General features: G+C 72.2%; 9 protein-coding genes and 2 pseudogenes. 8 read left to right on the forward strand and 3 right to left on the reverse strand.

What is annotated here, in order from left to right; all coding sequences use genetic code 11:
• Positions 1 to 97: 97 nt before the first annotated feature.
• The 5 genes from melA (at position 98) to ABD901_RS08020 (ending at position 5,484) form a co-directional block, all read left to right on the forward strand.
• Positions 98 to 1,405 carry an alpha-glucosidase/alpha-galactosidase gene (gene melA, locus ABD901_RS08000; RefSeq protein WP_345122861.1) on the forward strand — a complete coding sequence of 436 codons (1,308 nt, stop codon included), beginning with the start codon at positions 98 to 100 and terminating at the stop codon, positions 1,403 to 1,405.
• Between the two features lie 81 nt (positions 1,406 to 1,486).
• A complete protein-coding gene (locus ABD901_RS08005; RefSeq protein WP_345122863.1) occupies positions 1,487 to 2,377 on the forward strand; it encodes an SIS domain-containing protein in 891 nt (296 codons plus the stop codon).
• Positions 2,378 to 2,426: 49 nt separating this feature from the next.
• Positions 2,427 to 3,731 (forward strand): ABC transporter substrate-binding protein, encoded by a 1,305-nt coding sequence (locus ABD901_RS08010; protein ID WP_345122865.1) that lies wholly within the window; start codon positions 2,427 to 2,429, stop codon positions 3,729 to 3,731.
• Complete coding sequence (locus tag ABD901_RS08015) at positions 3,728 to 4,660, forward strand: carbohydrate ABC transporter permease (protein ID WP_345122867.1); 933 nt, start codon at positions 3,728 to 3,730, stop codon at positions 4,658 to 4,660. The genes ABD901_RS08010 and ABD901_RS08015 overlap by 4 nt, the downstream gene beginning before the upstream one ends.
• Positions 4,660 to 5,484, forward strand: a complete 825-nt coding sequence (locus ABD901_RS08020; protein WP_345122870.1) for a carbohydrate ABC transporter permease — start codon at positions 4,660 to 4,662, stop codon at positions 5,482 to 5,484. Before ABD901_RS08015 ends, ABD901_RS08020 begins: the two co-directional genes overlap by 1 nt.
• Here ABD901_RS08020 and ABD901_RS08025 read toward each other — a convergent pair.
• A complete protein-coding gene (locus ABD901_RS08025; protein WP_345122872.1) occupies positions 5,465 to 6,388 on the reverse strand; it encodes a carbohydrate kinase family protein in 924 nt (307 codons plus the stop codon). The two genes, ABD901_RS08020 and ABD901_RS08025, sit on opposite strands and share 20 nt — an antisense overlap.
• A 285-nt stretch (positions 6,389 to 6,673) precedes the next feature.
• Between ABD901_RS08025 and ABD901_RS08030 the strand changes: the two are divergent.
• The 3 genes and pseudogenes from ABD901_RS08030 to ABD901_RS08040 form a co-directional block, all read left to right on the forward strand.
• Positions 6,674 to 7,440: pseudogene (locus ABD901_RS08030) on the forward strand (endo alpha-1,4 polygalactosaminidase); the annotation flags it as partial.
• A 22-nt stretch (positions 7,441 to 7,462) separates the two neighbouring features.
• The gene (locus tag ABD901_RS08035) at positions 7,463 to 8,695 is read left to right on the forward strand and encodes a 1-phosphofructokinase family hexose kinase (RefSeq protein WP_345122874.1); all 1,233 of its coding nucleotides are present in this window, start codon (positions 7,463 to 7,465) and stop codon (positions 8,693 to 8,695) included.
• Positions 8,676 to 9,590: a class II fructose-bisphosphate aldolase gene (locus ABD901_RS08040; protein WP_345122876.1), complete on the forward strand. Its 915-nt coding sequence runs from the start codon at positions 8,676 to 8,678 to the stop codon at positions 9,588 to 9,590. The genes ABD901_RS08035 and ABD901_RS08040 overlap by 20 nt, the downstream gene beginning before the upstream one ends.
• Positions 9,591 to 9,597: 7 nt before the next feature.
• On the opposite strand, the gene ABD901_RS08045 is transcribed toward ABD901_RS08040, so the two are convergent.
• Complete coding sequence (locus ABD901_RS08045; RefSeq protein WP_345123572.1) at positions 9,598 to 12,102, reverse strand: DEAD/DEAH box helicase; 2,505 nt, start codon at positions 12,100 to 12,102, stop codon at positions 9,598 to 9,600.
• An 89-nt stretch (positions 12,103 to 12,191) separates the two neighbouring features.
• Positions 12,192 to 12,833 (reverse strand): annotated as a pseudogene (gene trmB / locus ABD901_RS08050) (tRNA (guanosine(46)-N7)-methyltransferase TrmB); the annotation flags it as partial.
• Positions 12,834 to 12,848 lie beyond the last annotated feature (15 nt).

The following is a 12,848-nucleotide window of genomic DNA, read 5'->3' on the forward strand; positions in this document are numbered from 1 at the left end:
CGGCCAGTGATCAAACGCGCAGTCATGGTAGTTCGTTTCCGCGCGAAAGGTCAAAGAACCTTGTGCACTTCTGCGCCGCCTGCCGACAATCCGTGTCATGACTGTGATCACGTTCCTCGGCGCCGGGAGCGTCGTGTTCACCCGGGAGCTGCTCGCCGACCTGCTGTCCTTCGACGAGCTGCGCGGCGTGACGCTCGCGCTGCACGACATCGACCCGGAGCGGCTCGAAACCGCCGAGGCGATCGCCCGCCGCACGGCCGAGCAGCTCGGCGCGGCGCCGAAGATCAACGCCAGCCTGCAGCGGCGGGCCGCGCTGGACGGCGCCGACTACGTCATCAACGCCGTCCAGGTCGGCATGCACGCGGCGACGGTGCGCGACTTCGCGGTGCCGGCCGCCTACGGGCTGCGCCAGACGATCGGCGACACCGTCGGCGTCGGCGGCGTCTTCCGCGCCCTGCGCACCTTCCCCGTGCTGGCCGGCATCGCGGCCGACATGCGCGAGGTGTGCCCGGGCGCGTGGCTGCTCAACTACACCAACCCGATGGCGATGAACGTCGCCTACCTGGCCGCGATCGCGCCGGAGCTCAAGGCGGTCGGCCTGTGCCACTCCGTCTTCTGGACCGTGCACGACCTGTGCAAGCTCGTCGGCGCGCCGCTGGACGAGGTGGACTACAGCGCCGCCGGCGTCAACCACCAGGCGTGGCTGCTGCGCTGGGAGCACAACGGCGAGAGCCTCTACCCGCGCCTGGACGAGCGCATCGCCGCCGACCCGCAACTGCGCCGGCGGGTGCGCGTGGACATGTACCGCCGGCTCGGCTACTACCCGACCGAGACCAGCGAGCACTCCGCCGAGTACGTGCCCTGGTACCTGCACCACGACGCCGAGGTCGAGCGGCTGCGCATCCCGGTCGGCGAGTACGTGCGCATCAGCGAGGCGAACCTCGCCGACTACGCCGCCACCCGCGCCGCGGTCCTCGCCGGTGAGCCGCTCGACCTGCACCGGGAGGCGACCGAGTACGCGCCGCAGGTCATCCACAGCATGGAGACCGGCGTCATGCGCCGCATCCACGCCAATGTGGCCAACCGGGGGCTGGTGAGCAACCTGCCGGAGGGCTTCGCGGTGGAGGTGCCGTGCGTGGTGGACCGCCTCGGGGTGCGCCCCGAGCGGGTCGGCGCGCTGCCGCCGCAGTGTGCCGCGGTCAACCGGGGGTTCGTGAGCGTGGGCGAGCTGACCGTGCGCGCCGCGCTCGACGGCGACCCGCGGCTCGTCCGGCAGGCGGCGATGCTCGACCCGAACACCGCGGCCACGCTCACCGTCGAGCGGATCTGGGCGCTGTGCGACGAGCTGACGGCGGCGCACGGCGACCTGCTGCCCGAGCCGCTGCGGGCGCCCGTGAAGATCTAGCCGGAGCAAACGCGCAAGAACGACTGTTCACTTGCGCAGTGATCCTTGTGTACCGAAAGCAAACGCGCATAACGTTCGTGCATGAACGACACCGCGCTCGAGATCGCCAGCCAGCCGGCCGTGTGGACTCGAGGGCTCGCGCTGGCCGCCGAGGCCCGCGCCGCCCTCGCCGCACCCGGGCAGCGCACGCTCGTGCTGGGCTGCGGCACCTCGTGGTTCGTGGCCCAGTGCCTGGCCGAGCTGCGGGAGGCCGCCGGCTTCGGCGAGACCGACGCCGCGTGCGCCTCGGAGTTCGTGCCGCGGCGCCGCTACGACCGGGTCGTGGCGATCACCCGCTCGGGCACGTCGACCGAGGTCCTCGAGGCGCTGCGCCGCCTGCCCGCCGGGGTGCGCCGCGTCGCGGTCACCGCCACCGCCGGCGAGGCGGTCGACGACCTCGTCGACACCCGAGTCCTGCTGGACTTCGCCGACGAGCGCAGCGTCGTGCAGACCCGCTTCCCGACCACCGTGCTGGCCATGGCGCGGGCCGCGTTCGGCGAGGACCTCGCGGGCCTGGCCGCCGACGGCGAGGCCGCCCTCGCCGCGCCGCTGCCGGCCGACCCCGCCGCGATCGACCACCTCGTGTTCCTCGGCACCGGCTGGACCGTCGGCCTGGCGCACGAGGCCGCGCTCAAGGCCCGCGAGGCCGCGCAGGCCTGGTCGGAGTCGTACCCGGCGATGGACTACCGGCACGGCCCGGTCGCCGTCGCCGGCCCGCGCAGCCTCGTCTGGTCGTTCGGCGACGTGCCCGACTCGCTCGACGACGCCGCCCGCGCCGCCGGCGCCACCCCGCACCGCGACGGCCTCGACCCGCTCGCCCAGCTGGTCCTGGCCCAGCGCTTCGCCGTCGCCCTCGCCGCGCACCGCGGCCTCGACCCCGACAACCCCCGCCTCCTCACGCGCTCGGTCATCCTCGCCGACCCCGTCGCGTAGCTGTCCCCCGAAGCCCCTCGGTAACCCCCAGTGAAGAGGTGCACCCACGATGAAGGTTCGGCTCCTGGCAACTATCAGTAGCGCCGCCCTGCTGCTCGGCGCGTGCGGCGGCGGCGGCGGTTCCAAGACCCCGGCCGGCAAGGACGCGGCCGAGGGCTACGACCCGGCCGCCCAGGTGACCATCACCTGGTGGACCGGGCAGACCACCGAGGCCGAGAAGACCGCGGAGGACCTCGCCGCGCAGTACACCAAGGCCCACCCCAACGTCACCATCAAGACCTCGACCGGCGCGTCCACCACCGACGACCTGCTCACCAAGCTCTCCGCCGGGTTCACCGGCGGCAGCTACCCCGACGTCTCCTACGCCTACGGCAGCTGGGCCGGCGAGCTGGCCACCAGCGGCAAGACCCAGGACCTCGCCAAGTGGGTGGCCGACCCGGCCTTCGGCTGGAGCGAGATCCCCGAGGCGGCCCGCGACACCGCGACCTACGAGGGCAAGGTCATCGGCGTCCCGGCGCTGGTGGACAACCTCGCCCTCATCTACAACAAGCAGCTCTTCGACGACGCGGGCGTGGCCTACCCGACCGACCAGTGGTCGTGGGACGACTTCCGGGCCGCGGCCAAGAAGCTCACCAACCCGGCGCAGAACGTCTACGGCTCCGCGTACTCGGTCTCCGGCAGCGAGGACACCACCTGGCACCTGTGGCCGATGCTGTGGCAGCGCGGCGGGAAAATCCTCGACGGCAGGAAGCCCGCGTTCAACTCCGACGCCGGGGTCGGCGCCCTCGAGCTGCTGCGGGCCATGGCGGTCGACGACAAGTCGCTGTACCTCGACCAGACCGACGAGAAGTACGGGCCGCTGTTCAACGACGGCCACGTGGCCATGATGATGTCCGGGCCGTGGGCCCTGCTGGAGATCAAGGACGCCGGGCTCGAGTACGGCGTCGCGCAGCTGCCGGGGTACAACGGCGACCACCAGACGGTCTCCGGGCCCGACCTGTGGGTGCTGTTCGACCACGGCGACGCCAACCGGGCCGGCGCCTCGCGCGACTTCATCAGGTGGCTCACGAGCAAGGAGATCGACGCCAAGTGGAACCTCGCGATCGGTAACCTCCCGCTGCGCTCCAGCGAACAGGGCACGCCCGAGTTCGCCGAGTACGTCAAGGAGTACCCCGGCGGCCAGAAGTTCTTCGACAACCTCGCCAACGCCAAGCAGGCCCGCCCCACCCTCGCCGGCTACGAGGAGATGTCGCGCAACGTCGGCGACGCGATATCCAAGGTCCTGCAGGGGGCGGCCAAGCCGAAGGAGGCGCTGGACGAGGCGGCCAAGAAGTCGGCCGGGGCGCTCGAGTGACGCTCACGTTCGCGGCGCCGGCCCGCACCGCGACGCCCGCGCGCCGGCCGCGCGGGCGCGGAGTCCGGCGGGCGCTCACCGGGTGGGCGTTCGCCGGGCCGGCGACGCTGGTCGTGGTCGGCCTGTCGCTCTTCCCGGCCGTGTGGGCGTTCTTCATCTCGCGCACGAAGTGGAACGGCATCGCCGAGCCGCAGGACATCGGCTGGGCCAACTACCAACGGCTGGCCGACGACCCGGACCTGGCCGCCGCCGCGCAGCACACGCTGCTGCTCACGGTGCTGTTCGTGCCCGGCTCGATCGCGCTGGGCCTGCTCATCGCGATCGCGCTCAACCAGCGGATCCGGTTCATCGGCTTCTACCGGACCTGCATCTTCGTGCCCTACGTCGCCTCCGCGGCGGCCACCGGCATCCTCGCCGGCTACGTGTTCAACCCGCAGTTCGGCGCGGCGAACGACGCGCTGCGCCGGCTCGGGCTGCCCACGCAGCAGTTCCTGGAGAGCCCCCGGCAGGCGCTGCTGGTCGTGTGCCTCATCGCGCTGTGGGGCGAGGTGGGGTTCACCTCGGTGGTGTACCTCGCCGCGCTGCAGGACGTGCCGAAGGAGCTCGTCGAGGCGGCCACCATGGACGGCGCCGGGCGGTGGCGGGTGCTGCGCAGCGTCACGCTGCCGCAGCTGCGCCCGGTGACGCTGTTCGCCACGGTGTGGCAGACCATCACCGCGCTGCAGCTGTTCGACCTCATCTACACCACGACCCGCGGCGGGCCGATGAACAGCACGCAGACGGTCGTCTACTACGTGTACGAGCTGGCCTTCCAGACGCGACGGCTCGGCTACGGCGCGGCCGTGGCCTACCTGCTGTTCGCGGTGACGCTGCTGCTCACCGCGTTCGCGATCTGGCGCGGCCGGCGCAGCGGCGAGGAGGCCTTCTGATGCGCCGGCGCATCCTGCCGTTCAGCCCCTGGCACCTGCTGCTCATGCCCACCGCGCTGCTGTTCGTCCTGCCGCTGGTGCACATGGTGCTCACGTCGTTCATGACCGAGCGGGAGATCAACCGCTTCCCGCCGCGGTTCATCCCGAGCGGCCTGCACCTGGAGGGGTACCGCAAGCTCTTCGCGGAGTCGCACATCCTGGAGTGGCTGGGCAACACCGTGTTCGTCTCGGCCGTGTCCGTCGTGTCGCACCTGGTGCTGTGCTCGGCGGCGGGCTACGGCTTCGCCCGGCTGCGCTTCGCCGGACGGGGCCTCGCGTTCGCGGCGGTGCTGGCCACGGTGATGATCCCGATCCAGCTGCTGATGATTCCGACGTACCTCATGTTCGCCCGCATCGGCATCGTCGACACCCTGGCGGCGGCGTTCGTGCCGTGGCTCGCGTCGGCCTTCGGCATCTTCCTGATGCGCCAGTTCTTCCTGTCGCTGCCGGCGGAGCTGGAGGAGGCGGCGCGCATCGACGGCTGCGGCACGTTGCGCACGTTCGTGAGCATCGTGCTGCCGCTGGCCCGCCCGGCCCTGGCCACACTCGCCGTGTTCACGCTGCTGTCGAGCTGGAACGACCTGCTGTGGCCGCTGGTGGCGATCAGCGACGACCACAAGTACACGCTGCAGGTCGGCCTGGCCACGTTCCAGGGCATGCGGCGCACCGAGTGGTCGCAGCTCATGGCCGGCAACGTGGTCGCGACGATGCCGCTGGTGCTGGCGTTCCTGGTGGCACAGAAGCGGTTCATCGCCACGATGAGCCTCAGCGGGCTGAAAGGATGACCGCCTCGACGTCGGCGGAGGTGGCCTGGGCGGCGGTGCCGCCGGCCGCGCGGGTGCTGAGCGAGCCCGCCGCCGCGGCCCAGGCCACCGCGGCGGGCACGTCCCGGCCGCCGAGCCGGGCGGCCAGGAAGCCGGCGTTGAAGCTGTCGCCGGCGCCGGTCGTGTCGACGACGTCCACGGCGAGGCCGGGCGCTGCGGCGGTGTTGCCGTTCCACCATGCGCGGCCGCCGCGGGCGCCGTCCTTGAGCACGACCGTGGTGCCGAGCGCCGCGAGGCCCTCCGCGGCCTCGTCCACGCCCGCGGCGCCGGTGACCGCGAGCAGCTCGGCGGCGTTGGGCAGGAAGACGTCGGTCTCCCGCAGGATCTCCGCCAGGCCCGTCCAGCGCCCGGACGGGTCCCAGTTGGTGTCCAGCGACGTGGTCAGCCCGAGGCCCCGCGCCCGGGCGAACACGCCGGCCAGCCCTTCATGCAGGGCGGGCTGCAGGAACAGCGACGCGACGTGGACGTGGCGCGCGGTGGCGAGCAGCTCGTCGGTCACATCGGCCGGGCGCAGTGCCGGGATCGTGCCGGGCAGGGTCAGGATCGCGCGGTCGCCGGGTGCGGAGAGGATGACGCTCAGGCCCGTGGGCGTACCGCCGGCGGATCCCGGGTCGAGCAGGTCCACACCGCGCTCCGCGAGGCGCTCGCGGGTGAAGGTGCCGAAGACGTCCGGGCCGACGGCGGCCAGCAGCGCGGTGCGCAGCCCCAGGCGGGCGCAGCCAGCCGCGGTGATCGCCGCGGAGCCGCCGAGCACGAGGTCGGCGGCGTCGAGCAGCTGCTCCTGCTGGCCGAAGCGGGGCCGCACGTCGCCGCGCAGCACCAGGTCGGGGTTGGCGTCGCCGACCACGAGCACGTCGTACCGCATGCGTCCTCCCGGTTTTGATTGTTCGTGTGGACAGTATCAGGCGATCGATCGTGCACGTATTGCCAGTTTTCGCGCACGAACGACCATTGACAGTCGTCTCTTCGCGCGGTTGAATCGCTGGCAACGGTCGAGCCCAGCCGGTAGCGGAACCTCTCCCGAGTCCGGCACACAGGTCGCCAGGGTGCCGAGCACCCGAGGCGGGGCAGATCCCGATACCCCTCGGAGTTCTCCCTGTGATTCCCGTCCTGCGCCGCATCGGCGTACCGGCCGCGACGGTTCTCGCCGTCATCGGCCTCGGCATCTTCACCCGCGCCGGCACCGCCGACGCCGCCACCTACACTCTTCCCCCGGCCAACGCGAAGTTCGACTACCAGATCGGCGCCGCGTACACGCCGCCCTCGGGGGTCAAGGTGGTCAGCCGCGACCGGACCGCCACCCCGGCGGCCGGCCTCTACAACATCTGCTACGTCAACGTGTTCCAGACGCAGCCCGACGAGATCGCCTGGTGGCAGGCGAACCACGACGACCTGCTGCTGAAGGACTCCTCCGGCGACTACGTGATCGACGGCGACTGGGGCGAGAACCTCATCGACGTCTCGACGGCGGCGAAGCGCACGGCGGTGGCCGCGATCGTCAACGGCTGGATCGACGGGTGCGCGAGCAAGGGCTTCAAGGCGGTGGAGCCGGACAACATCGACTCCTACGAGCGCTCGGAGGGCCTGCTCACCAAGGCCAACGCGATCGCGCTGCTGAAGCTGGTCGCGCCGCACGCGCACGACAAGGGACTGGCCATCGCGCAGAAGAACACGACCGCGCTGGGCAGCGCCGGCAAGAGCGCCGGGCTGGACTTCGCGATCGCCGAGGAGTGCGGCCGGTACTCCGAGTGCGGCGACTACACGGCGGTCTACGGCAGCAACGTGATCGTCATCGAGTACACGAAGAACGCCTTCACCAAGGCCTGCAACGGTTTCGGCGCGTCGCTGTCGGTCGTCCTGCGGGACGTGAACGTCACGGCGCCCGGGAGCGGCACGTACAAGTACGACTCCTGCTGACGGCCTGCACCGGAGGTGCCGGGTGATCCTCACCGTCACGCTGAACCCGGCCCTCGACCTGACCTACGCCGTCGACGAACTCCGCCCGCACGCGACCCATCGCGTGCGGGCGGTGCACGAGCGGCCCGGCGGCAAGGGCCTGAACGTGGCCTCCGTCCTGCACGCGCAGGGCGAGCCGGTCCTCGCCACCGGCCTGCTCGGCGGTTCGGTCGGCGCGGCGGTGCGGGCGCTCGTCGACGCGGCCGGGCTGCCCTCGGCGTTCGTGCCGATCGCCGGCGAGACCCGCCGCACGGTCACCATCGCGCACGGCGGCGACGCGACCGGCCTGTGGGAGCCGGGCCCTTTCGTCACGGCGGCGGAGTGGTCGGCGTTCCTGGCCTGCTACGGCTCGCTGCTCTCGCAGGTCTCGGTCGTGACGCTGTCCGGTTCGCTGCCGCGGGGCGTCCCCGCGGACGCGTACGCGGCGCTGATCCGCTCGGCCCGCGCGCGCGGCGTGCCCTGCGTGCTCGACGCGAGCGGCGAGGCGCTCCGGCTCGGCCTGGCGGCCGGCCCGGACCTGATCAAGCCCAACGCCGCCGAGCTGGCCGAGCTCACCGATTTCGCCTGGGCTCGTGAGCGCGATGGGCGCGCGGAGCCACGCGAAAGCGATGAAACCGGGAATTTCGCGATAAATGCGCATAAATCGCGCTCAACCGACGTGGCCGCCGAGTCGCGCGGGCCTCGTGGCCCGCTGGGCTCCCTCGTGGCCGGCACGGACGACGCGGCTCCGGGCCGGCACGGCCCGCCGCATGCGCTGGGGTCCCTCGTGGCCGACACGGACGACCCGGCGCCCGGCCCGCACGGCCCGCTGCATGCAATGAAGCCGCGTCCCGGCGGCCCGCTGGATGCGCTGAAGCCGCGTCCGGCCAGGTCGCGCCGCCTGCTCGATGCGCTGAGGTCGCTCCCAGCCGCCTCGGTCGTAGCGTCGCGCGGCGCCCAAGGCCTGCTCGCGGTGACGCCCGACGGCTGCTGGCAGGCGGCTCCACCGGCGGCGCTGCCCGGCAACCCCACGGGCGCCGGCGACGCGTGCGTCGCCGCCCTGGCCCGCGGCCTGCGCGACCGCACCCCATGGCCCGAACTGCTCGCCGACGCGGTTGCCCTCTCCGCCGCCGCGGTCGCCGCGCCGGTCGCCGGAGCGGTCGACGACGCCGAGTACCGCCGGATTCGCCCCTTGATCAACGTGGAGGAGTACGACGATGCTGACGCCAACGGGTGAGATCGTCGCCGACGCCCGGCGCCGCGGCGTCGGGGTGGGCGCGTTCAACGTGATCACCGTCGAGCACGCGGAGGCGATCGTGACCGGCGCCGAGGCGGCCGGGTGCGCGGTCGTCCTGCAGATCAGCGAAAACGCGGTCCGCTTCCACCACGGCCGGCTGGGGCCGATCGCGGCCGCGGCGCGCTCGGTCGCGCAGCTCGCGGGGGTGCCGGTGGGGCTGCACCTCGATCATGTCGAGAGTGACGAGTTGTTCGACCAGGCGGCGGGCAACGGGTTCGGCTCCGCGATGTACGACGCGTCGCGGCTGGGCTTCGCCGACAACGTCGCCGCGACCGCGGCGGCGGCGGCGCGCGGGCATGCGTGCGGGCTGTGGGTGGAGAGCGAGCTCGGGGAGGTGGGGGGGAAGGACGGGGCCCACGCGCCGGGGGTGCGGACCGATCCCGGGGAGGCGGCGGCGTACGTTGCCGCGACCGGGGTCGATGCCCTCGCGGTGGCCGTGGGGTCGTCGCATGCCATGACCGAGCGGGTGGCCCGGCTGGACCAGGTCCTGATCAGGGACCTGCGCGACGCCGTCGCGGTGCCGCTGGTGCTGCACGGGTCGTCGGGGGTGCCCGATGACGAGCTGCGGGCGGCGGTCCGGAACGGGGTGGTCAAGATCAATATTGGGACTGCTCTCAACGTGGCGTTCACCGAGGCGATTCGCGCGACCGTGTCCGCCGATGCCGCGCTCGTCGACCCGCGCAAGTACCTGCGAGTCGCCCGCCGCGACATGGCCGAAGCCGTGACCCGGGCGCTGCGAGTCGTAGCACTCGAGCAGCCGGGCGGCGGCGTCACCGGTCTCACCTACGGTACAACACCCGAAAAAATCCCCGCCCCGACCGACTCCGCAGCGTGAGCGACCGTCACCCGGTGTCGCTCATGGGGCCGACCGAGACGATGCTGACCGCCGCGGCGCCCTGTGCGTCCGATTCGGCCAGGTCGATCTCGGCGACGATGGCCCAGTCGCGGTCGCCCGCAGGGTCGTCGAAGATCTGGCGGACGTGCCAGCGGTCCGGCTTCTGGTCGATGACGAGCAGCGCCGGGCCGCGGGCGTCGGGGCCGACGCCGAGCGAGTCGTACTCCTCGAAGTACTCCTCGATCGCGTCCTGCCAGGCGTCCGCGGTGTAGCCGTGCTCGCCGTCCAGTTCGCCGAGCTCGTCGAAGCGGCGCAGGGCGGCGAGCTCCACGCGGCGGAAGAGGGCGTTGCGGACCAGGACGCGGAAGGCGCGCACGTTGCGGGTGACGGCCGGCGGGCGGTCGTCGCGGACCGTGACCGGCTCTTCGCCCGGGTTGCGCAGGCGCTCCCACTCGTCGATGAGGCTCGAGTCGACCTGGCGCACCAGCTCGCCGAGCCACTCGATGAGGTCCGTCAGCTCCTCGGTGCGGGCGTCCTCGGGTACCGTCTGGCGCACGGCCTTGTAGGCGTCGGCGAGGTACCGCAGGACCAGGCCCTCCGAGCGCGACAGCTGGTAGAAGCCCACGTACTCGACGAACGTCATCGCGCGCTCGTACATGTCGCGCACGACGGACTTCGGGGACAGGGCGTAGTCGGCGACCCAGGGGTGGCCCTGCTTGTAGAGGTTGTAGGCGTTGTCGAGCAGGTCGAGCAGGGGCTTCGGGTGGGTGACGTCCTCGAGGAGCTCGATGCGCTGCTCGTACTCGATGCCCTCGGACTTCATCGCCGCGACCGCCTCGCCGCGGGCCTTGAACTGCTGGGCCGACAGGACCTGGCGCGGGTCGTCCAATGTGGACTCGATGACGGACAGGACGTCCAGGGCGTAGGCGGGCGCCTCGCGGTCCAGCAGCTCGATCGCGGCCAGGGCGAACGGCGACAGCGGCTGGTTGAGGGCGAAGTCCATCTGCAGGTCGACGGTGAGCCGCACGCGGCGGCCCTCCTCGTCGGGCTCGGGCAGCTGCTCCACGACGCCGCCGGCGAGCAGGGCGCGGTAGATGGCGATGGCGCGGCGGATGAGGCGGCGCTGGGCGTGCGCGTCCTCGTGGTTGGCGGTCAGCAGGTGGCGCATCGCGGCGAACGCGTCGCCGGGGCGGCTGATCACGTTGAGCAGCATCGCGTGCGACACCTGGAAGCTGGACTTGAGCGGCTCCGGCTCGGCCTCGACCAGGCGGTCGAAGGTGGGGCGGCCCCAGCCGATCGAGCCCTCCGGCGGCTTCTTGCGCACGACCTTGCGGCGCTTCTTCGGGTCGTCGCCGGCCTTGGCCAGGGCGCGCTCGTTGTCGATGACGTGCTCGGGCGCCTGCACGACGACGGTGCCGACGGTGTCGAAGCCGGCGCGGCCCGCGCGGCCGGCGATCTGGTGGAACTCGCGGGCGTACAGCAGGCGGGTCTTCTGCCCGTCGTACTTCGACAGCGCCGTGAACAGCACGGTGCGGATCGGCACGTTGATGCCGACGCCGAGGGTGTCGGTGCCGCAGATGACCTTCAGCAGGCCGGCCTGGGCGAGGGTCTCCACGAGGCGGCGGTACTTCGGCAGCATCCCGGCGTGATGCACCCCGATGCCGTGTCGCACGAGGCGGGACAGGGTCTTGCCGAAGCCGGCGGTGAAGCGGAAGTTGCCGATCGTCTCGGCGATCATGTCCTTCTCGGCGCGGGTGGACACGTTGACGCTCATCAGCGCCTGCGCCCGCTCCAGCGCGGCGGCCTGCGTGAAGTGCACGATGTAGACGGGGGCCTGCCGGGTGCTCAGCAGCTCCTCGATCGTCTCGTGCAGCGGGTCCATCGAGTAGGTGAACATCAGCGGGACCGGCCGCTCGGCGTTCTTCACCACGGCCGTGGGCCGGCCGGTGCGCCGGGTCAGGTCGTCCTCGAAGCGCGTGACGTCGCCGAGCGTGGCCGACATGAGCACGAACTGGGCCTGCGGCAGCTCGATCAGCGGCACCTGCCACGCCCAGCCGCGGTCGGGGTCGGCGTAGAAGTGGAACTCGTCCATGACGACGATGCCGACGTCGGCGCGCTCGCCGTCGCGCAGGGCGATGTTGGCCAGGATCTCCGCGGTGCAGCAGATGATGGGCGCGTCGGCGTTGACGCTCGCGTCGCCGGTGAGCATGCCGACGTTCTCGGGGCCGAACATGTCGACCAGGGCGAAGAACTTCTCCGACACCAGGGCCTTGATCGGCGCCGTGTAGAACGTGGTGCGGTCGGTGGCGAGCGCGGCGAAGTGCGCGCCGGCGGCGACGAGGCTCTTGCCGGAGCCGGTCGGGGTGTTGAGGATGAGGTTCGCCCCGGAGACGATCTCGATGAGCGACTCCTCCTGGTGCGGGTACAGGGTCAGCCCCTGCTCCCCCGCCCACTCGGAGAAGGCCTCGAAGACCGCGTCGGGGTCCCCACCACGCGGAACGCGGTTCGCCAGATTCTTCAAGCCGACCCCTCCGCTTCGCTCCGGGGTCGGCTAGAGCTGCGTCCCTGGGTCGCGGCCCCTCCGCTTCGCTCCGGACCGCTCCGCTCGTACATCAAATCGAAGGCCGGCCGCCCGTCGCGCACCGCGCGCAGCTCGAACTTGGTCAACGGCCGGTGCGCCGGGCGGGGCGCGAAGCCGTCGTGCCGGTTGACGAGGCCGGGGTCGGCGTCGAGGGTCTCCAGCATCGCCTGCGCGTAGCCGGCGTCGTCGGTGGCGCAGTGCAGCAGCCCGCCGGGGCGCAGCCGCTCGCGCAGCAGCGCGACCCGCTCCGGGACGATGAGGCGCCGCTTGTGGTGGCGCGCCTTGGGCCACGGGTCGGGGAAGAACACGTGCACCGCCTCCAGGGAGGCGGCCGGGATGTCGGCGCGCAGCAGCTCGATCGCGTCGACGGCGGCGATGCGCAGGTTCGTGAGGCCGGCCTCGTCGATGAGGTGCAGCAGGTTGGCCACGCCGGGGGTGTGCACCTCGACGGCCAGGTAGCGGCGGCCGGGGTCGGCGGCGGCCATCTGCGCGGTGGCCTCGCCCATGCCGGAGCCGATCTCGAGCACGTCGACCGGGTCGCCGGGCGCGAAGGAGTACCGCGCGGCGAGGCGGTCCAGGGCGTCGAAGTGCCGTCCGCTGAGTCGCCCGCGGCGCGGGTGATAGGTCCGGACGATGCGGGGCGGCCGGTCGACGGTAACCATGAGGCCCCGAGTTTA

The organism is Dactylosporangium darangshiense, from assembly GCF_039537565.1.
GTDB classification, from domain to species: Bacteria; Actinomycetota; Actinomycetes; order Mycobacteriales; family Micromonosporaceae; genus Dactylosporangium; species Dactylosporangium darangshiense.